Raw genomic sequence first — 19,326 nt, 5'->3', positions numbered from 1 at the left:
TGTTTTTTACACATCTGCGGCTATATACTTCCGCCAGCTGCCTTCCTTTATCCATACTCCCAGGTCATCCGGCTGATTCCAGTAATAAATATAGGCCGTTACCCAGTCTCCTTCACTTGTGGCAACTTCTATTCTTTCACGTACATAGTCGCTGTTTTCTTTATCTTGTTCATTATACCCTTCCAGCTGATCCAACCGGGCCATAACATCCTTGTACCGGGAAGAACGAACATACATGAGCTCCCCGGCAATAGGAAGTTCTCCTTCTTTAAGCAGGCAGGGATATTGATTATGCGCTGCGGCATGAAGTTTTCCGGCTGTAACGGCGGGCACTTCTTTTTCTGTATGGCCTTTTAAATACTTTTCATAGTTATGAAGACCGCTGCAAAGCGTCCCGTAAACGAAAACGGGAAGATGTTCCGTCATTGGTCTTCCCCCTTTATTTATCGTGCTGTTATCATAACAGGTTTTTCGTCTGTTCTGCACCGGTCCGGCACCAGGTCTTTTTATTCCATAATAGAAAGGGACCTGTTATTATTTGTAACCACTACAATCATACTTGTATTTTTTTCAAAGTTCCAGTCTATAAACACGTTTTCTACCTTCCCATCGAATAACGAAAGAAAAGGCTCTGATTCGTAAAAACGCTTTTTTTCTACTTCTCTTTTGGCTTGTTTCAGTGTTTCCCCGAATCCCAGCCGGATTAATTCCATTTCTGCCTGCAGAAGGCATTCCTCGCGGTACACAAGAAACGTCCGCTGATTGACCTTTCGGTAGGCCGTCCGCTGCGGCTTCACTTCTGTATGGGCAGCTACAAGCTCGAGCACGTCTGCCTCCTCGCCTTCCGGCTGTCTTTCTTTAAGCGCTTCAGCGGTAAAGCTCGTGCCTGCCATAAGCCCGGATCGATTAGGCAGTTCCCAGTCATAATAAATGTCTTTCAGGTAAATCCCCGTTATTTTATGTACATAGGCCTGCAGCTCCGGCAGCACACGCTTCATGACGTTATCTCTGAGCTGATATACACTATGTTCGTTCTTTTCTTCCATAATGGTTTTCTCCAAAGGAGAAAGGAAATTCCTTAAATAAATAGTTATATAAGGAGGTGCTACCGTTACATAAACGGCTTCCGGCCCTTTGCCAAACTGCTCCCGCAGCACCCTGCCCGTATAACTGGCTATCGTTTTTTCCTGTTCTTTTCTATTCATGATGACAGTCCTTTTCTTCGAATATAGTCCGCTGCCTTCCTTAAACATAAAAAAAAGCCGAAAAGGAGGAATCTCCTTTTCGACTTATGCCTGGCTTATTTTCCAGTTCATTTCCGTCTTTGGTTAAAACAGCTGTATAACAGTATTTATTGTTGTATAGGATTAGAATAAGAGTACTATATAAACGTTAGCTTTTTATCTTCCGTTCTTCTAGATTTTACAAAAAATTGCTCCATTCTGCAACTTTTTTCTCCTGTATTACCTACTAGGAGAGGGGATACCCGTTATGCTCAATAACAGCCTCCGCTATTTTCCTTCTATAAACAATAGATTGGTCGGTCTCAGCGGCTTTATCAGCGGCCAGCTGCTTAATTTTTTGAAGCATACTGTCGGATTCCAAAAAGTCGGCGGCCTCTTTCAGCATAGGCAGAATCCGGTCTACCGCTTCGTTCATATAAACGACAGCCATTTTGGTCATCAGTTCCCCCGGTGAATGATCTTTCTGGACCCTGCTCCAGACGCTTTCCATCACATAAACGGTTTTGGCTGTCTCTGCCACACACTCCAGCAGTTCCTGCTCTTCTTCCGGTGTTTCAAATACGCCGGAAGTCTCCTGCACTAATTCCGCCAGCAGCTCCCGAAGTTTTTCCATATATGATTTTTCTTTATCAAGTTCTTTTTTCTCATAGGACTCTGTTACTTTTTCAGCAGCCAGCTTTTCTGCCATTTCAAAGAGCATCGAAGCTACGACCACACGGTTAATTTCGTTTGTTCCTTCAAAAATACGATTAATTCGTGAATCACGATACAAAGTTTCTATCTCATTTTTTCTCATATACCCCTGGCCGCCGTGAACCTGCACGCCGTGATCGACAATATCGCTTAATGCTTCAGAAGCGAAAATTTTATTGATCGAGCACTCTATGGCAAAATCTTTCAGTATATCGGCAAATGGAATGCCTGCATTCTCTGCCGCTTCTGTTCCTGCCTGGAGCACTCCGGCGGTGCGGTACACCATGCTTTCGGAAGCAAACGTCCAGACCGCCATCGCTGCCAGCTTTTTCTGGATCATCTTTTTTTCAGACAGTGGATGTCCGAACTGGCGGCGTTCCTGGGCATGTTCCGCGGCAAGCAGGAGGGCCCGTTTAGAGGCACCGACGCAGCTGGCTGCAATTTTCTGACGGCCCAGATTTAAAATACTCAGCGCAATCCGTGCACCTTTGCCGATTTCTCCCACAATCGCTTCTTTTGGGACTTTTACATTATCGAGATACAACGGGCAGGTGGAAGAACCGGTGATTCCCATCTTGTCCTCTTCTTTTCCAACTGTGAAGCCTTCTGTGTTCCGGTCTACGATAAAGGCGGTCGGCTTTTTCCCGTCAATTTTAGCAAATATAATAAAATAGGAGGCGAAAGAAGAGTTGGTAATCCACTGTTTTTCTCCGGAAATCGTATAAACGGACTCGTCTTCCGATGCCTCTGCCGTCGTCTGGACAGCGGCAATATCCGTTCCGGCACCGGGCTCTGTCAGGCCGTAGGAGCCTATCATATCTCCAGATGCAATTTTAGGAAGATAGGACGCTTTCTGCTTTTCCGTTCCATAATAAACAATTGGAAGAGAGCCTATGCCTACCTGCGCACCGTAGGACACAGAAAAAGAGCGTGCGCCTCCCATTTCTTCTATAACAGCAGTGTAGGCTACCTTATCTATAGCGGTTCCTCCGTGCTCGGCGGGAATAAAAGCCCCCAGCAGCCCCATCGAGCCAAGATTTTTCATCAGACCGTATACAGGTTCAAACTGCTGGTTTTCAATTTGAGGAAGAACAGGCCGCACTTCCTCTTCTACGAATCGGGCCGTTTTTGTTTTCCAGGCCCTTTGATCTTCTGACAGTTTTTCCGGGGTCATAATTTGTTCCCAGCTCAAGGTTTTATCGGCAAAAGCATTAATAGGCAGCTGTGCTTTATGATCAGTAGTCATAGTATCCCTCCAAATTGTTTTTCTGATGATACCTTCATTATACTATTTATCAGAAAGCGTTTACAATTAAAGGGAATGAATAATCGTTCATTATTTTTTGAAAAGTTTTCCAAGCAGAACGGAATTTAAATACTGGAAGCTTGGCTTAAAACAGTGTTCACACTTTACATAGCCCTGCTTTTCCAGATTTTTTAAATAAGATTCGTCGTATGTTCCTTCTCTCTCATCCATCGGCGTCTCCCGAAATCCGCACTCATCTTTGGCGAAAGCCGTCCGGTGAACGTTTTTTTTCGTGTGATCTACAATATACTTCATTTAATAGCTCCTTACCTGTGGGAATGGTCTCTTTTTATAAATATTTTCCAATTTCTAAGCATTATTATTTTACTACATAAAATATATAAAAGATAACATTCGAATATTATTTAATATTTTTTTAATATAAATGGAATATCTTTAATTCTTACCTCTTTCCTCTGTTATCCATTTACTTCCTATTTATTATTTGGTACGCTCATTCTATTCTTTATAGAATAATCTGAATTTCCATTAAAAGGAGAGACACCATGACAAATCAAGCAGCCCCTTTTCGATATGACCATGTAGGAAGCCTTCTTCGCACAGAAGCGGTAAAAGAAGCCAGGGAAAAGCACCAGAACGGTTCTCTGTCAGCAGAAGAACTTCATGCAGTAGAAGACAAGGAAATTAAGCGTATTGTACAGAAGCAGAAAGAAATCGGCCTTAAAGCCGTCACGGACGGCGAGTTCCGCCGGGCCTGGTGGCATTTTGATTTTCTTGAACAGCTGGACGGTGTTGAAGGATATGAAACTAAAGAAGGCATTCAGTTTCAGGGAGTGAAAACGAAGTCCCACGGCATTAAAGTAACGGGAAAGCTCGATTTCACTACTCATCCGATGCTTGATGATGTGAAATACCTGCAGAGCATTACAGGGGATACAATGGCTAAAATGACGATTCCAAGTCCAAATATGCTTCATTTCCGCTCCGAAGTAGATGAGGATGTGTACAGCACGAAAGAAGAACTGATGGAAGATCTGGCAAAGGCTTACCAGAAAGCAATTCAAGCCTTTTATGATGCAGGCTGCCGCTATCTGCAGCTCGATGATACGTCATGGGCCTACTTATGCTCAGAAGAACAGATTAAAAACATGAAGGAAGCAGGCGTGGATCACCGGGAGCTTACAAAACTTTATGCCAAAGCTGTTAACGACGCGATTGCCAAACGCCCAGAAGACATGACGATTACGATGCATATCTGCCGGGGCAATTTCCGATCCACCTGGGTCTCCTCCGGCGGCTATGAGCCGGTGGCCGATATCCTGTTTGGAGAAGTGATGGTAGACGGGTTCTTTCTTGAATACGACAGCGACCGGGCGGGAGGCTTTGAGCCGCTCCGCTACATCAACCGTGATGACGTCAAAATTGTATTAGGATTGATTACTTCGAAAAGCGGAGAGCTTGAAGAAGCCGAAAATATTAAAAAGCGTGTCGAGGAAGCAGCACAGTATGTGAATCACGATCAGCTCTGCCTCAGCCCTCAGTGCGGATTTGCTTCTACTGAAGAAGGCAACGTCCTTACTGAAGACGAGCAGTGGAAAAAGCTCGAGCACGTGGTCGCCATTGCCAGCGACATCTGGAAATAATAGAAAGAGTCCCCCGTTCCTAAATGGAGCGGGGGTTTTCGATTACATTAATTTTTCAAAACAAAAAAGGAAAACAGTCTATACTGTCTTCCCCTGATCTTCCAAACCGTTCCACCCGCCTGCCTGAACGAGCAATTTAGTATAAGGGTGACGGTTTTGGTTCCATGTCTCGCTTTTATAGAAGTCATCTACGATCCTGCCGTCTTTCATTACGAGAATCCGGTCTGCCAGCTGATGCAGCACGGCTAAGTCATGGCTGATACAGAGCACGCCCCGTTCCGGATGGGCGGTTTCATGCTGCAGCAGATGCAGGACAGCAGCCTGTGAGACGGTATCCAAATTGGACGTAGGCTCATCGAGGAGCAGGAAAGAAGGATTGATGCTGAGCGCTCTTGCGATATGAACCCTCTGCTGCTGCCCTCCGGACAATGCTTCCGGTCTGCGGTCCAGCATATCCGGTTCCAGGCCGACACGCGTCATCCATTCCTCGGCAAACTGACGATCATTCCCGTTTGTCAGGGCTCTGCCCCGTTCCGGAAAGTTATGAACCGGCTCCAACAGCGTGTGTATTATATTTTTTACCGGGATAAAACTGCGCACATCATGCTGCAGGACAGCCTGGGTCTGCCGGCGGAATCGCAGCTTTTCTTTCCTGCCGGCCGCAAGAATGGAAATATCCTTTAACGTTATCGACCCTTCATCTGCCGGGAGCAGCCCCAGCGCTAATTTTACGAGTGTGCTCTTCCCGGATCCACTTTCCCCCGCTACACCGATCGTTTCTCCCGGAAAGAGCCTGAAACTGATCCCTCTTACTCCACTTGCTGTTTTCGGGTAATGATAGGAAACATCCTTCATTTCGAATAATGGGTTCACTGCGCCCCCTCCCTTCTAATCGAAGAACGGAGTACGGGTACTGACCGGCAGAGACGGCGGGTTACTTCATGCTTTGGAGCCGTTAACACGCTGTCAGGTCTGCCGGCTTCTACGATTTGGCCATCAGCCATAATCGAAACCATGTCTGCGAATCGAAGCACTTCTCTTAAATCGTGGGAAATCATTAAAATCGCACAGCCTTTTTCTTTCTGCAGCGTTTGAAACAGCTCCATAATATGAGCCGATGTTAACACATCAAGCGCAGAAGTAGGCTCATCTGCAATAATCAAATCAGGACTCGTAAGCCAGGCAACAGCTAAAGCCACCCTCTGCACCTGCCCTCCGCTCAATTCCGACGGATACTGCTTTAGTACCGATGCTGGAAGCAGCACGACGTCCAGCGCTTCCTCCATTTTTTCACGGCGTTCTTTCTTTTTCAGGCCGGGGCGCTGCACTTTCAAGATATCCTCCCACTGCTTATAAATAGAAAGAAGCGGAAAAAAAGAAGACCTGGCATCTTGAAAAACATACGCTATATGACGACTCACTATGTGCCGGCGCAGTTTTTCGGGAGAGCGGACCAAATCCTCCCCCTGAAAGAGAACAGCGCCGGAAGAAATACTCAAAGCAGAAGGAAGCAGATCCGGATATACGGACAAGGCTGTCAGGCTTTTGCCGGCTCCACTCGGGCCCGCCACAGCGTGCCACTCTCCTTTATTAACCGAAAGGGAAACCTGTTTGACCAGCTGATTGGAAGCTGATGCAACGGTCAATTTATCCATTTGCAGCACGCTGTTTTTCCTCCTTTGCTTCTGTTTCCTCTTTTAAAAAACTATCCCGCCACTTATCACCGGCACTGTGAAATAACAGGGCCGTGCCTGCAATCGCAGCTCCTGGAATAAGCAGCAGACGCGGAGAGTCTGTAAAATAAGCTCTCGATTCATTAAGCATGGCGCCCCATTCCGCAGACGGCGGCTGGGCTCCCAGGCCAATATAGGAAAGTGAAGCAATAAGAAGCATGACTTTTCCTACATCGGTCGTCGACATGACTAACACGTGACTTCGGATTGCGGGAAACACATGCGCTTTAATAATAGCAGCCGTTGAGCTTCCATTGATAATGGATAAAAGAACAGCCTGTCCCTGTGTAACCTCCCTGGTAATGCCTCTTACGAGATAGCTGTATTGAATCCATTTTACGAGCACTACAGCGATCACTACATTAAAAAGTCCGGGTCCGAGAACGGCACTTAGCAGCAGGGCCAGCAGAAAGTCCGGAAAAGCCAGAAACGAATCCCCAATGCGGGTAAACAACCGGTCGATCCAGCCGCCTTTCATTCCGGCCAGGATCCCGGCAGGCACACCCAGCAGTACACTTAATACAATAGCAAGAAGACTGAAGCCAATCGTGTAGGAAGCGCCCTCGAGCATCCGGGCCAGCACATCACGGCCAAGCTGATCGGTGCCAAGCCAATATGCAGCTGACGGACCCTGCAGGCGCTCCGGCACAGATACGGCGGAACTGCTGACAGGCCAGAACCAGGAAAGAACTAAAATAAAGAAAACAAAAAGAAACAATAACAGGTACAGCCGGGAAGAAAGAGTTCGTTTCATTAAAACACTCTCCCTTCTGTTCCACGGTTCGGCGCGATCCAACGCAGCAGCAGGTCGTTACTTAACTGAATGAGAGAAACCGCCGCTGCCATCAGGACCGTATAGCCCTGAATTACCGGAATGTCACGCCTCGTAATAGAATCAACAATTAATGAACCGGCTCCCGGATAACCAAAGACAACTTCGATCACCACGGTGCCTCCGATCAAGCTGCTGATGCTCACTCCGAGTACGGAAATCACCGGAACGAGAGCAGCCCGGAACGTATACTTCCAGCGAAGCTTCTGTTCTGAAATACCACGTGCTGATACTGCGCGAAGAGAAGGTTCTTCCAAAGCTTCAAGAAAGCTCGAACGAATCAGCCGGATATAAAAGGAAGCCATCCCGATTCCAAGTGTCAGTGAAGGCAGCAGCAGATGCCACCACGTCCCTGCTCCAATCGCCGGAAGCCACCCCAGCTGTACTGCAAACAGCTGGATCAATACCAGACCGATCAAAAAGCTGGGGACGGAAGCTCCCGTCACGGCCAGCAGCCTGGCTGATTTATCGATCCAGGAGCCGCGGTGAAGAGCCGCTGCTGATCCTATTGGGACCGCGATTACTGCGGCAGTCAGGAAAGCTCCTGCACTAATATAAATCGTAGCGGGCAGTGCCCTCATAATCATCATAAAAGCAGGCTCCTGCGTCACATAGGATGTGCCCCAGTCGAACAGAAGAAAACTACCGAGCCAGGCGGTATACTGTTCAAAAATGGAGTCATTCATTCCAAGCTCCTGCCTTACCTCATTGAGCTGCTGCTGGGTGACCGCAACGTCTTCTGCGCGGAGAATAGTAGAAGCCGGGTCTCCCGGCGCCAGATTAATCAGCAGAAAGCTGATGGTTGAAAAGATCCATAGAAAAAGCAAAAAGCTGACGGCCTGCCTGCCGATTATTTTCATTCTTCCACCCCGACCTCATTTGTCAGCATATAATACTCACTCGGGCTTGTTTCCCACCCTGTTATGTTTTCCTGCATGGCAACACTGTTGGACGGATGGACAATAAAGGAATGATAGTGTTTATCCAGAATGAGCTCTGTCGCTTCCACAGCATAGCTGTCTCTTATTTCCGGATCCGACTCTGCGTTAAATGAGTCGATGATTTCCGAGAGCTCGGGGTCTTCCAGCCCCCCGAAATTAAGTCCGCCGTCAGGGGTATAGGCTGTATTTAAAAAGTAGCCGGCGTCCCCCCTAGGTGCGGTTACATAGCTGTAGATCGTCAGGTCCCAGGAATCGTTGGACAGGAGATAATCATCAATCTGCTCATTTAATTGTATATCAATCGTTATGCCGGCCTGTTCCGCCCGGTCCTGCAGAATCTGCGCCGCTATCGGAAGTTCAGGTCTTGCGGAATACGTAACTAATGAAAATTCGAGTGCTTCTCCATCTTTTACCGCTCTGCCATCTTCAAAAGTGTACCCTGCCTCTTCCAATAAAGCTGAGGCTTTTTCGATACTATTTTCATTGTTCTCTTTATTTGCTGCAAAGGAAAAATCTTCGAGAAATGGTCCAAACGCTTCTTCCGCTTCTCCGTTCATTGCTTCTACCACCGCTTCCCGGTCGATCAGAATATCAAGCGCCTCTCTAACATTGTCATCCTGCAGATCAGGATTGTCCATCTGATAGAGCAGCTGGTGTGTCCGGAGGCTTGATACAGTATCCACCTGAAACTCCTCCGCCGCAGCTTCCGTTTCTTCTACAGGCGGCCTGTACACAATGTCAGCATCCCCTGAACGAAGAGCGGCCATCCGCGAATTCGCATCCTCATTGAATAGAACTGTCGCTTCCTCGACCTGAGCTGCTCCGTCCCAATACTCCTCGTAACGGGTTAATTCGAGATCCTGATTGGCCCGGAACGATGCTACTTCAAAAGGTCCGGTGCCTATCACGTCTTCTTCCTCTTTAAAAACAGCCGTATTCGGATGGACAAGCTCTGATGGCAGAAAATGATTGGTCTCTTCTGTTGTAATGGTAAGCTCCTGTCCTTCTGCTTCCATAGAAGAAATACCGAGCGCTTCCCGCATGGCAGGACTCTGTTCTATGGTCTCTTCCAGAGAAGCCTGCACGGCTTCTGCATCCAGATCTGTACCATCATGAAAAGTAATATCTTCTTTTATTTGAAACGTCCATGTATTATTTCCGGTGTTTTCCCATGATTCTGCAAGCCACGGCTCAATGCCCTCTTCTCCAGTATAGGCAAGCGTTTCCGCTATTCCCATCCGCACGGACGTATAGTTGGCATCAACAGCCGGGTTGAGAACTTCCGTAGGGTAATGGAAAGCAAAGGTAATCGACGAATCGGTATCCTGTTCCTCCGCTCCTGGAGCCTGGCAGGCAGAAAGCATAAGACTTGAAGCGGCTAAATAAAACGGCCATTTTTTCACTGTGCTTTCTCCTCTCCAGCTATCTATGTATATAATGCATTTTATCATGTACATCCCATTAATTAAATCGTAACCATTATTATTCGTCAAGCAGGAACATTTCTCATACAAAAAAGTCTTCCCATGGCTTAACAGGAAGACTTTCGCTTTTGTTATCCAATTACTTCTACAGGTCCATGATCGTCCACATGACCGTTGTGCTTGTGGTGCAGCCTGCCGTCAACCAGATAATCGTAATGGTCGCCATGGGGAATTAATTCATGCCCGCAGTCTTCATTATGATCACACGGTGATTCAACCTGTACACACTCCGCCGGGTTTTCTTCTGTCACTTCTATTTTGCACTCATCCCAATGATCTTCGTGTCCATGATGAAGATGGCTGCCGTGCAGATAATCTACGTGGCCGTTGTGCTTTATTTTCGTATGTCCGCAGGCAAGGCTGTGTTTGTGGGAATGATTGTCATGTGTATGATGTTCCATAAATATTCCTCCCTTTTTTTACTATCATAGCATTCTTTTATCTGAAAATTCCCTATTCAAAGTGGTTACGATCTATTCTTTCATACACAGTTACACACAATTTCACACAAGTACCATTTTTTCACACATTGTTACATTCTCATAACATATGTATCCGACCTATTGTTTAAGACTTAAGTCCCCTTTATACTCAGAATATACAAAAAATTACTCTGGAGGTGAACATTGCGTTAAAAAGCTGAGTTTTGCATGAGCGTACATAAGAATTTCTTACTAACACCTATCATGATGCAGCGTAACGCAAGATACAATGAAGAAAATAGCCATATCAACAATGCTCGCTGCAATCCTGCTTTTCACCCCGACTATGGCTGACGCCGCTCTCGGAGACCAGACCCTTCGACAGGGAATGAGGCATTCCGACGTGTCTGAACTGCAGAGATGGCTCAGCTCTAAAGGATTTCAGGCCGGCGCAGCCGATGGAATATTCGGTGCCCAAACGGGTAACGCTTTAAAATCCTACCAGAGGAGTGCGGGTCTTGGAGCGGACGGCATTGCCGGTCCGCAGACGTTCAGCAAAATGAAGGTTTCTGCTTCCGGCTCGTCTTCATCCAATGTCACGAAGGCACCTGCCGCTTCTGCCGGCAGCAGCACTTTATACAGGGTGCTTCGTCAGGGCAGCCGCGGAAATGATGTAAAGACTCTGCAGCAGTCGTTAAACAGCAAAGGCTTTAACAGCGGCACGGCAGATGGAGTGTTTGGAGCCCGTACGACAAGCGCGGTTCGTTCGTTTCAATCAGCCGCTAAGCTTTCCGTTGACGGCGTAGCCGGCGCAAGAACGTTCAACGCCCTTAAAGGCAACATAAAAGCCTCTTCTTCCGGAAATGGCACCCAGGTTTCCGGCACTACCGCTCCAGCCCCTGCTTCCAGTGGATTTATAGTCCCTGCCAGCGGTAGAATCAGTTCCGAATTTGGCTCACGAAACGGCTCTTCTCATCACGGCATCGACGTGGCCCAGGGAAATCGTTCAAATGTAAGTATTGCAGCTTCTGCTTCCGGCACAGTTACATCTGCGAGATTCATGACAGGCTATGGCAATACAGTGATTGTCTCCCATACGATCGGCGGCAGACACTTCAATACACTGTATGCCCACTTGAAATCTTTTAATGTATCTCCCGGTCAAAGTGTCAGACAAGGACAGACTATTGGAATTATGGGAAGCACCGGCCGTTCTTCCGGGCCTCACCTTCATTTTGAAATTCACGAAGGCAGCTGGAACGTCAGTAAATCAAACGTTGTTAATCCTAGAAAATATATTTCTTTTTAAATACAGTAAAAGCCATCCAGCGGGGATGGCTTTTTTTATGAATACATTTCTGCGCTTCTATTGTAGGCTGAAGCTTCGACTCTAAAGCCCGCATCTTTAATAAAAGCAATGTCCTTTTCCCATTCCTGGCCTTTTGTCGTCAAATAATCACCGAGAAACACAGAATTAGCCGCATATAAAGCCATAGGCTGCAGCGACCTCAGCTTCTCTTCACGTCCGCCGGCAATACGTATTTCTTTTGTAGGAAGGATAAACCGTGCGAGCGCCGCTATCTGCAGACAGCGAAGAGGAGTCAGCAGATCCCTGCCTTCAAAAGCTGTACCATCAATAGCATGCAAAAAGTTAATCGGGACAGAATCAGCATCCATGTCTCTTAAGGAAAAGAGCATATCCACTATATCTTCTTCTGTTTCCCCCATTCCTGCGATAATACCAGAGCATGGAGATATGCCAGCCTGTTTTACTGCATGAATCGTATCTGTACGATCTTTAAATGTGTGAGTGGTTACTACACTTTCATGAAAACGGCTGGACGTATTTATGTTGTGGTTGTAACGGTCCACGCCTGATGCGTGCAGTGCTTCGGCCTGCTCTGTTTCCAGAAGCCCGAGACAGGCGCAAAGCTTCAGGCCGGTAGTCGCTTTAATTTCCTTGACTGCTTCCATAACTACAGCCAGTTCTTTTTTTGCAGGGCCCCTGCCGCTGGCTACAATACAATATGTTCCGGCCCCTCTGGCATCTGCCTTTCTGGCTCCTTCCACGATTTCTTCTTTAGACAGGATTTTGTATTTAGGAATAACCGCTGCCGAGTCTTTTGATTGAGAACAGTAGCCGCAGTTCTCCGGGCAGAGCCCGGATTTGATATTAATTAAAGAGTTGAGCTTTACTTCATTTTTGTAATAATAATACCGAATTTGATAAGCGGCATTCAGCTGTCCCAGTATTTCTGTTTCGTCTTCCTGTAAAAAGGCGAGTGCCTCTTCTCTTGTCAGCCGGTCGTGATCCGTTATAATGCACTCCGCCCGGCTCCTCCAGGACATTTCCACTAAGCGATCCCTCCTTTTGTAGAAGGCATCCGCTTTTTCGCATACATCGCATGATAGACCCGAAGGCTGAACCAGGCAGCGAGAAAAGCCAGTACAATATCTTTAGGGAGTGGTACCATCATCCAGGCCCAGGCCATCCAATAAGAAAATGCGTCCGGGGCAGCAAACCAAAGCATGTAAGCCATATACATCCAGTTGGTGCCAATAATATAATTAACCGCTGTGCCCAATAGAGCGGCCGCAGCCAGCCGTTTGAATGTCCGGTTATGCTCGGTCAGCCTCCCGACTATGTACGCTGTGGCAATATAAGATAGAATGAATCCAAATGTAGGCGAGAAAATGGTACCAATGCCGCCGGACCACTGCGCGAAAACAGGCATTCCTGCGAGTCCAATCAGTACGTAGATCACAATGGCAAGCGCCCCATATTTTTTCCCTAAAAACAAGCCCGCAGCCACACTCACTGCTGTCTGAAGGGTAATTGGCACTCCTCCAATGACTAAAAACGGAACCATTGATGTAATATTGGCTCCAATCATCATCATTGCTGCAAAAAAAGAAGCTAAAATCATTCCATGTAGATGTGAACGAACAATCATTTTCTTTCCTCCCTCTTCAATATGTTTTAGTATATACAAAATGCGCACGTATTGTAAACCTATTATTTAATAAGGTTAACAATAATGATAAAAAAGAACAGCCGCATAAAACGGCTGTTCTTTTGACGTATTAAGATTCCGGAATACCTGCAGTCTTTCCTTCTTTCGCTTTTTCTCCTCTGTCTATTACATAGGCACATGTAGCGTCGCCTGTAATATTCAAGGCTGTACGAAGCATATCAAGCAGTCTGTCCACACCAAGGATCAAGGCAATACCTTCAACTGGAAGACCTACCTGCTGCAGAACCAGCGAGAGCATGATCAGGCCGACACCTGGAACACCGGCGGTTCCAATACTGGCAAGCGTAGCTGTAATAACGACCATCACGAGCTGGGACACACCTAATTCCACGCCGTATACCTGAGCAATAAAGACAGTAGCTACAGCCTGCATAATTGCTGTACCATCCATGTTAATGGTGGCACCGAGCGGCTGGACGAAACTGCTGACTGATTTACTGACTCCGAGTCTCTCCTGTGCCGTTCTCATTGAGATAGGAAGAGCACCGCTTGAACTTGATAAACTAAATGCAACGGTCATAGCCGGGAAAAAGTTCTTAAAGAACGTAAGCGGATTTGTTTTTCCGAGCCATCCGATAGCTATGCTGTACGTAATGGCTGCATGAATGATCAATGCACCAATAACAGTAATCATATACATGGCCATCGATTGAAGTCCATCAATTCCCGCATCGCCAAGAGCAGAAGCAATAAGCGCGAATGCACCAAACGGAGCTGTGAACATAACAATGTTTACGAGAAACATCATTACGTCGTTACCCTGCTCGAGCAGCTTTTGAATGCCTTCTGTCTTCTCACCCAGTCTTGCCAGAGCAATACCAAGGAATAGCGCAACAGCAATAATCTGAAGCATTTCTGCGTTAGCCATCGCTTCTACAGGGTTACTAGGAATGATATTCAAAAGCGTATCCATAATCGGGGGAGCTGCTTCCGCTTCATAAGAAGCAGACGCTGTATCGAATACTCCTGACTGTCCCGGCTGAATGAGATAAGCCAATGCCAGGCCAATTAAAAGGGCAATAACAGTTGTTGTAATATAAAACGTAATCGTTTTTGTACCAATTCTGCCCAGCTGGACCGGGTCTTTCAGACTCGCCGTTCCTAATGCGATGGAAATAAATACAATAGGCACAACAAGCATCGTGATCAGGTTAAGAAAAATCTGCCCGACCGGAGTCAAAATATAAGTATCAATAATACTAAACACGTTATCCGGAACATAGTTCAGGGCAAGACCTACAATGAGTCCGAGAACGAGGGCAATCATTATGTTTCTTGTTAAATTCTGCATGGGTTCATGCAACCTCCTTTTATAATATAGTATGTTAATATAATGAAAATAAAATATCTACCCTTTTTCTTCTCCAGCGTACACGACAATTCCTTCATATTAAATAGAGCTTTTGAAAAAAAGAATAATATAGATGTATTATATACTGTTTGGTTAAAAATATCCGTTCTTTTTCAAGATTTATTTCAATATTCCTGAGGATTGGGAAAATTCTTTGGCAGATTATCTCTTTACTATAACAGTAAAATGTTATAGGCCCGGTCATGACGGGGGCTGGGTTTATTTTAAACAAAAGTAGTGAATGAGAAGGAAAAGGAGCTGAACCACCATGACCCAGCATATAGTCTTTTATGACGCTTCCTGTCCGCTTTGTTATCATTTAAAGAAAAACCTGAACAAACTGGATAAAAACAATAAACTTCAATGGGTTGCAGCCCAGACAGCGGAAAAAGAACCAGAGACCTACCCTTATCTGCAGGGTAAAAATATTTATACCGAAATTCATATGTTAACCAGTCAAGGTGTCGTCATGAAAGGATTTTACGCTATCCGCCGTATGTTAATAGATCTTCCCGGCGCCAGGATACCGGGGGCGTTTCTCTACTTTCCGTTTGTAGATAGAGCAGGCTCCCCCCTATATTTATATGTTTCCAAAAGCAGATTTAAATGGTTTGGAAAATATGATCCGCCCCGGATTGATGAATAGAAAAAAACACCTTCGGACTTTGTGTCCGAAGGTGTTTACTATATATTATGCGGCTTCTGCTTCTTCCTTTTTTTTCTTTTTGCTGATTCTCCACCCTATGCCCATAAAAATACTCAGTATACCAAGGACAATGGCAGCGAATAAAACGGTGGAGTTGATTGCCAGGCTCAAATTACCAAGCACAAGCCCAATTACTCCAAAGTCTGCATCTCCAAACGTAGTACTTTGAAAACCTATTTCGCCGAGCAGCGGCAGAAGAAGAGCCGGTAAAAAGCTTATCATTACGCCGTTTGCCATAGCTCCAATAACTGCGCCTCTTCTTCCTCCAGTGGCGTTGCCGAACACGCCGGCTGCAGCTCCTGTAAAGAAGTGCGGTACCAGACCGGGCACAATCACTGCCAGACCGAAAAGAGGCAAGAGAAGCATACTGATCAGTCCAGCGACAAAGCTGAGCATAAATCCGATAATCACAGCGTTGTTAGCAAAAGGAAACACTGCCGGTGCATCGAGTGCCGGCTTTGCATTCGGCACTACTTTGTCTGCTATTCCTTTAAATGCCGGAACAATTTCTCCAAGAAGCATCCGCACACCGGCTAAAATAATATAAACACCGGCTGCAAAGGCCAGACCCTGCATGAGAGAAAAAATCAAGAAGTTCTGTCCCTCACTGAGTTCGGTTTCTACATACTGTCCGCCGGCAAACAATCCAACAACAATGAAAAGAATAACCATCGTTAATGATACAGCTACCGATGTGTCCCGAAGAAACCCTAAAGACTTGGGTACTTTAATATCTTCCGTAGATTTTTCCTTATTTCCAAATTTACTTCCTAAAAAGCCGGCAGCCAGATAGCCGAAAGATCCAAAATGGCCGACCGCGATATCATCTGACTGCGTGATCTGTCTTGTATATGGCTGCAGCATGGCAGGAAACAGCACCATTAAAGAACCTAGAATAATAGCTCCAAGCGCTATCATGCCAATTCCTGACATTCCTCCTGTAGTCAAAATAACCGCGATCAGGCAGGCCATAAACATAATGTGGTGACCTGTTAAAAAGATATACTTAAATGGAGTGAATCTGGCAAGCCCTATATTGACCACCATTCCAAACAGCATAATCATCGCCGTTTCCGTGCCAAACGCATCCTGGGCTACTGCTACAATAGCTTCATTGTTTGGTATAACCCCGTCTACATTAAACGCGTGATTAAACATTTGGCTGAACTGATCCAGCGAACCAATAATCACTGTGGCTCCGGCGCCCAGAATAACAAAGCCAAGAACGGTCTTCAGCGTTCCGGAAACGACATCTGCGATTGCTTTACGCTGCAGCAGCAGGCCCAGGAATGCAAACATCCCGACCAGCAGCTCCGGCGTGCCTAACAGATCATTCATAATAATATCTATCATTTTTCTTCTTCCTCCCTTCGTTCGTTTGTATTAGAGGTGTGTTTCCAGCGCCGTCCGAAGCTCTTTTTTGTCTAATAAGTTATTCAGCAGTGCTACATTTCTTGTGCCGTCGTTAATATTTCCCAGAATATCTTCTGATCCAATATAGAGATCCGCAGTTTCCGTCTTTGCCGTTGTTAAATCGGTATGCGACACATCCGCTTCGATGTTCATATCCTTTAAAATGCTCTGTACATTCATCGACACAATCATAGAGCTTCCTAATCCATTACCACATACTACTAATATTTTTTTCATCGTAAACCCTCCATTTTTTATTTATAAGAATATTTGGATACAAGTGACAGTACGTCTTCTTTTGTTTCTGCGCTTAACAGCTGGTCTATATTGCCCGGTTCAGAAAGCATCTCCGTCAACTGGGATAAAGCCTTCAGATGGGTTTCATTGTCTACTGCTGCCAGTACTATAACGAGAGAAGCTTTATGCTTGGGGTCTTCCGAAAAGAAAACCGGCGAGCGCAGGCGGAGCAGGCTCATCCCAAGCCGCTCCACTCCCGTTTCCGGGCGGGCATGCGGAATAGCAATCTGCGGGGCAATTACAACGTAGGCCCCATTTTCATAAATGTTTTCAATCATTGCATCAACGTAGCTTTCCTTTATACTTTCGTCTTTTAAGAGAGGCAGTGAAGCCTGCTTTACTGCTTCCTGCCAGCTTTCTGCCCGGTCTGCAAGCTGAATCGTCTTAGGGGTGAGAAGTTCTTCCAGCATAGGTTTATGTGTCTCCTTTGTAGAATGATTATTTTGTAAATAAGCATGAATTTTCTTTTGAAGCGTTTGATAGTCATGAATCGTTGCGTGTTCCTCGATCAGAGACAGCAGATGCGCCTCTTCTCCACCTTTCTCTTTGTGGAGTGTTTGATTTAGCTGGATCACAATACGTTCCCTTTCTTTATCATTTAAAAGGGCCGGTACATAAATAACCGGGATCGTTTTTTGTTTAATGAAAGAAGTAGAAAAAATAATGTCTGCTTCATGGGCATGCCGGTTATACTCTCTTACAGATAATGTACCTGCGATAAACACTTCCGGCAGAAGCGCTTCGAGCTGGGAGCGCAGCATTCCGGAAGCCGCAATTCCATTTTCACAAACGACAAAAGCTCGAAAATGCTTGATAGATCGATGATTCCCACGTTTCAGCCATCCTCCAAAATGCATAGCAATGTATGCCACTTCTTCTTCCGGTATCGATTTCCCTATGAAAGATTCCAAGTGTGACAACGAACGCTTTGTTAAATAAAAAACGTCCGGGTATTCAGATTCAATTTTCTCTGCATAACCTCCGCTTATAGGCAGGTCATATTTCAATCGATAATAAGCTGGTTTTAAATGAGTCAGCAGATTGTTTTCCAGCTTTGCTCTTTCTTCCAGCAGCAGGCAGCCAATTAATTGAAAATCATCAACGATTTTGGTGATGACTCTTTTTAATTTCTTTTCTTCTATTTTTCTTGAATGCTGCGTTGAGGCGTAATGAACACGCGATCCGAGAATCTGCATCGTCAGTTGAAATTTTTCAATATCTTCCAATGGTGCGCAGCCGTTTTTTTGTATACGGTCCGATAGCCTCTCCACTGCCAGGTAGCTCTCTGTCTGTTTTAAGATGTCTTTTTCTTCCTGGTCGATCTCCTCTGTCATGGAAGCGGACTGACGCTTCAGCGAGATCAGGAGCTGATATACTAAAAACTGAACCACATGCTCGGTAAATGACACATGAATTTCTTTTTCCAGTAACGTAATTTCATACTCCAGATAAGGAACGAGTTCTTCTTCTTTTTTGGAGCCGGGATTGATTACAGCCTGCGCTTTTTCACGAAGCTGGGCTGATTCCGGATTGGACAGTACGTCGGAAATGCATTGAGTCAGCAGCTTTCTTTTTTTTGTTTCATTTCCACTTATGGAATAGCCCTCATTTTTAGCATGGGCGAGTTCCAAATCCTGATGCTTCAAATCTGCCGATATTCTTTTTAAGTCGCGGAACAAAGTACCCCGGCTTACTTGTGTCAGATGAATCAGCTCTTTTAAAGAAGCCGGTTTTTTTCGGGATAACATAAACAAAATTAGCAGGTGCTGTCTTTCCTTACCGGAAAACCGGTATTCCCATTCATTTTGAAGGTGCAGCTTAGCAGGCAGTTGTTTTTTTGCATCCGGGGGAATGTAAAAACCTTTGCCGTACTCTTTTTTTATAGGTGATAAACCCTCCCTTTCCAACCAGCCGTTAATCTGGCTGATATCGTAATAAATGGTGCGCTGCGAGACTCCCAGTGCTTCTGTCAGCTCCCGTACCTCCACCGTTTTGGGAGACCGGGTGATTAAATGCAGGATAGATGTTCTTCTCTGGTCCAGGACCATGATTCACCCTCCTATATCTCATTTTGCAAAATTCAATTTAATAACAGCATAAGCGCTTTGCTTCTAACACTTATATTAATAGGCTTTTACGAATAATGTAAGGGCTTTCTACGTTCCATTTTTGTAATGTTTACATTTGCAAAATGAGACTAAATTTCATTAAAGAATCTCCCTTTACCAGGATTAGGAATGTTTGTTTTACTCTGTATAGAAAGAG

The 19,326-nt window shown here is 45.6% G+C and carries 19 protein-coding genes and 1 pseudogene; 4 read left to right on the top strand and 16 right to left on the bottom strand.

Annotation, left to right across the window (positions count from 1 at the left end):
* Window positions 1-6: 6 nt before the first annotated feature.
* From ATL39_RS00530 to ATL39_RS00515, 4 genes are all read right to left on the bottom strand, one after another.
* Window positions 7-426 carry a gamma-glutamylcyclotransferase family protein gene (locus ATL39_RS00530; protein ID WP_120191329.1) on the bottom strand — a complete coding sequence of 140 codons (420 nt, stop codon included), beginning with the start codon at window positions 424-426 and terminating at the stop codon, window positions 7-9.
* An 80-nt stretch (window positions 427-506) separates the two neighbouring features.
* Window positions 507-1,205 carry a Na-translocating system protein MpsC family protein gene (locus ATL39_RS00525; RefSeq protein WP_170146790.1) on the bottom strand — a complete coding sequence of 233 codons (699 nt, stop codon included), beginning with the start codon at window positions 1,203-1,205 and terminating at the stop codon, window positions 507-509.
* 265 nt (window positions 1,206-1,470) lie between these two features.
* Complete coding sequence (locus ATL39_RS00520) at window positions 1,471-3,183, bottom strand: acyl-CoA dehydrogenase family protein (protein WP_120191327.1); 1,713 nt, start codon at window positions 3,181-3,183, stop codon at window positions 1,471-1,473.
* A gap of 90 nt (window positions 3,184-3,273) precedes the next feature.
* Window positions 3,274-3,498, bottom strand: a complete 225-nt coding sequence (locus ATL39_RS00515; RefSeq protein ID WP_120191326.1) for a hypothetical protein — start codon at window positions 3,496-3,498, stop codon at window positions 3,274-3,276.
* Between the two features lie 251 nt (window positions 3,499-3,749).
* Between ATL39_RS00515 and ATL39_RS00510 the strand changes: the two genes are divergently transcribed.
* Window positions 3,750-4,847: a 5-methyltetrahydropteroyltriglutamate--homocysteine S-methyltransferase gene (locus ATL39_RS00510; protein WP_120191325.1), complete on the top strand. Its 1,098-nt coding sequence runs from the start codon at window positions 3,750-3,752 to the stop codon at window positions 4,845-4,847.
* A 78-nt stretch (window positions 4,848-4,925) separates the two neighbouring features.
* Here ATL39_RS00510 and ATL39_RS00505 read toward each other — a convergent pair whose 3' ends face one another.
* From ATL39_RS00505 to ATL39_RS00480, 6 genes are all read right to left on the bottom strand, one after another.
* Window positions 4,926-5,720 carry an ABC transporter ATP-binding protein gene (locus ATL39_RS00505; protein WP_120191324.1) on the bottom strand — a complete coding sequence of 265 codons (795 nt, stop codon included), beginning with the start codon at window positions 5,718-5,720 and terminating at the stop codon, window positions 4,926-4,928.
* A complete protein-coding gene (locus tag ATL39_RS00500) occupies window positions 5,717-6,502 on the bottom strand; it encodes an ATP-binding cassette domain-containing protein (RefSeq protein ID WP_245960911.1) in 786 nt (261 codons plus the stop codon). Before ATL39_RS00500 ends, ATL39_RS00505 begins: the two co-directional genes overlap by 4 nt.
* Window positions 6,495-7,334: an ABC transporter permease gene (locus tag ATL39_RS00495; protein WP_120191322.1), complete on the bottom strand. Its 840-nt coding sequence runs from the start codon at window positions 7,332-7,334 to the stop codon at window positions 6,495-6,497. Before ATL39_RS00495 ends, ATL39_RS00500 begins: the two co-directional genes overlap by 8 nt.
* On the bottom strand, window positions 7,334-8,272 hold the full coding sequence (gene nikB, locus ATL39_RS00490; protein WP_120191321.1) for a nickel ABC transporter permease: 939 nt from the start codon (window positions 8,270-8,272) through the stop codon (window positions 7,334-7,336). The genes ATL39_RS00495 and nikB overlap by 1 nt, the downstream gene beginning before the upstream one ends.
* Entirely contained in the window at window positions 8,269-9,756 is a 1,488-nt protein-coding gene (gene nikA / locus ATL39_RS00485) for a nickel ABC transporter substrate-binding protein (protein ID WP_170146789.1), read from the bottom strand. Before nikA ends, nikB begins: the two co-directional genes overlap by 4 nt.
* 152 nt (window positions 9,757-9,908) lie before the next feature.
* Window positions 9,909-10,238 (bottom strand): hypothetical protein, encoded by a 330-nt coding sequence (locus tag ATL39_RS00480; protein ID WP_120191319.1) that lies wholly within the window; start codon window positions 10,236-10,238, stop codon window positions 9,909-9,911.
* Window positions 10,239-10,548: 310 nt separating this feature from the next.
* Here ATL39_RS00480 and ATL39_RS17665 point away from each other — a divergent pair.
* Window positions 10,549-10,761 (top strand): annotated as a pseudogene (locus ATL39_RS17665) (peptidoglycan-binding domain-containing protein); the annotation flags it as partial.
* A gap of 57 nt (window positions 10,762-10,818) precedes the next feature.
* Window positions 10,819-11,568 carry a M23 family metallopeptidase gene (locus tag ATL39_RS00475; protein ID WP_425452959.1) on the top strand — a complete coding sequence of 250 codons (750 nt, stop codon included), beginning with the start codon at window positions 10,819-10,821 and terminating at the stop codon, window positions 11,566-11,568.
* 35 nt (window positions 11,569-11,603) lie between these two features.
* Here ATL39_RS00475 and bioB read toward each other — a convergent pair whose 3' ends face one another.
* The 3 genes from bioB to ATL39_RS00460 form a co-directional block, all read right to left on the bottom strand.
* On the bottom strand, window positions 11,604-12,608 hold the full coding sequence (gene bioB, locus ATL39_RS00470) for a biotin synthase BioB (RefSeq protein ID WP_120191986.1): 1,005 nt from the start codon (window positions 12,606-12,608) through the stop codon (window positions 11,604-11,606).
* 5 nt (window positions 12,609-12,613) lie between these two features.
* Window positions 12,614-13,213, bottom strand: a complete 600-nt coding sequence (locus ATL39_RS00465) for a biotin transporter BioY (RefSeq protein ID WP_120191317.1) — start codon at window positions 13,211-13,213, stop codon at window positions 12,614-12,616.
* A 130-nt stretch (window positions 13,214-13,343) separates the two neighbouring features.
* A complete protein-coding gene (locus ATL39_RS00460; RefSeq protein ID WP_120191316.1) occupies window positions 13,344-14,585 on the bottom strand; it encodes a dicarboxylate/amino acid:cation symporter in 1,242 nt (413 codons plus the stop codon).
* Window positions 14,586-14,913: 328 nt separating this feature from the next.
* Between ATL39_RS00460 and ATL39_RS00455 the strand changes: the two genes are divergently transcribed.
* Window positions 14,914-15,291, top strand: coding sequence for a thiol-disulfide oxidoreductase DCC family protein (locus ATL39_RS00455; RefSeq protein ID WP_120191315.1), 378 nt, complete (start codon window positions 14,914-14,916; stop codon window positions 15,289-15,291).
* 45 nt (window positions 15,292-15,336) lie between these two features.
* On the opposite strand, the gene ATL39_RS00450 is transcribed toward ATL39_RS00455, so the two are convergent.
* From ATL39_RS00450 to ATL39_RS00440, 3 genes are read right to left on the bottom strand one after another with little or no spacing between them, the layout of a single operon-like run.
* On the bottom strand, window positions 15,337-16,704 hold the full coding sequence (locus tag ATL39_RS00450; RefSeq protein WP_120191314.1) for a PTS ascorbate transporter subunit IIC: 1,368 nt from the start codon (window positions 16,702-16,704) through the stop codon (window positions 15,337-15,339).
* A gap of 30 nt (window positions 16,705-16,734) precedes the next feature.
* Window positions 16,735-17,001 carry a PTS sugar transporter subunit IIB gene (locus ATL39_RS00445; RefSeq protein ID WP_120191313.1) on the bottom strand — a complete coding sequence of 89 codons (267 nt, stop codon included), beginning with the start codon at window positions 16,999-17,001 and terminating at the stop codon, window positions 16,735-16,737.
* Between the two features lie 17 nt (window positions 17,002-17,018).
* Window positions 17,019-19,109, bottom strand: a complete 2,091-nt coding sequence (locus tag ATL39_RS00440; RefSeq protein ID WP_120191312.1) for a BglG family transcription antiterminator — start codon at window positions 19,107-19,109, stop codon at window positions 17,019-17,021.
* Window positions 19,110-19,326 lie beyond the last annotated feature (217 nt).

The organism is Sinobaca qinghaiensis, assembly GCF_003610495.1.
GTDB classification, from domain to species: domain Bacteria; phylum Bacillota; class Bacilli; order Bacillales; family Marinococcaceae; genus Sinobaca; species Sinobaca qinghaiensis.
The sequence above is the reverse complement of the archived record's forward strand: the minus strand, read 5'-3'. Positions and strand labels throughout refer to the sequence as shown.

Bases quoted from the DNA above. Each gene is read 5' to 3' on its own strand.
- ATL39_RS00445 (WP_120191313.1), bottom strand. From the start codon at position 17,001: ATGAAAAAAATATTAGTAGTATGTGGTAATGGATTAGGAAGCTCTATG.
- ATL39_RS00455 (WP_120191315.1), top strand. From the start codon at position 14,914: ATGACCCAGCATATAGTCTTTTATGACGCTTCCTGTCCGCTTTGTTAT.
- ATL39_RS00510 (WP_120191325.1), top strand. From the start codon at position 3,750: ATGACAAATCAAGCAGCCCCTTTTCGATATGACCATGTAGGAAGCCTT.
- ATL39_RS00500 (WP_245960911.1), bottom strand. From the start codon at position 6,502: ATGGATAAATTGACCGTTGCATCAGCTTCCAATCAGCTGGTCAAACAG.
- ATL39_RS00515 (WP_120191326.1), bottom strand. From the start codon at position 3,498: ATGAAGTATATTGTAGATCACACGAAAAAAAACGTTCACCGGACGGCT.
- ATL39_RS00495 (WP_120191322.1), bottom strand. From the start codon at position 7,334: ATGAAACGAACTCTTTCTTCCCGGCTGTACCTGTTATTGTTTCTTTTT.
- ATL39_RS00450 (WP_120191314.1), bottom strand. From the start codon at position 16,704: ATGATAGATATTATTATGAATGATCTGTTAGGCACGCCGGAGCTGCTG.
- ATL39_RS00520 (WP_120191327.1), bottom strand. From the start codon at position 3,183: ATGACTACTGATCATAAAGCACAGCTGCCTATTAATGCTTTTGCCGAT.
- ATL39_RS00440 (WP_120191312.1), bottom strand. From the start codon at position 19,109: ATGGTCCTGGACCAGAGAAGAACATCTATCCTGCATTTAATCACCCGG.
- ATL39_RS00530 (WP_120191329.1), bottom strand. From the start codon at position 426: ATGACGGAACATCTTCCCGTTTTCGTTTACGGGACGCTTTGCAGCGGT.
- ATL39_RS00525 (WP_170146790.1), bottom strand. From the start codon at position 1,205: ATGAATAGAAAAGAACAGGAAAAAACGATAGCCAGTTATACGGGCAGG.
- ATL39_RS00480 (WP_120191319.1), bottom strand. From the start codon at position 10,238: ATGGAACATCATACACATGACAATCATTCCCACAAACACAGCCTTGCC.
- bioB (WP_120191986.1), bottom strand. From the start codon at position 12,608: ATGTCCTGGAGGAGCCGGGCGGAGTGCATTATAACGGATCACGACCGG.
- ATL39_RS00465 (WP_120191317.1), bottom strand. From the start codon at position 13,213: ATGATTGTTCGTTCACATCTACATGGAATGATTTTAGCTTCTTTTTTT.
- ATL39_RS00475 (WP_425452959.1), top strand. From the start codon at position 10,819: ATGAAGGTTTCTGCTTCCGGCTCGTCTTCATCCAATGTCACGAAGGCA.
- nikB (WP_120191321.1), bottom strand. From the start codon at position 8,272: ATGAAAATAATCGGCAGGCAGGCCGTCAGCTTTTTGCTTTTTCTATGG.
- ATL39_RS00460 (WP_120191316.1), bottom strand. From the start codon at position 14,585: ATGCAGAATTTAACAAGAAACATAATGATTGCCCTCGTTCTCGGACTC.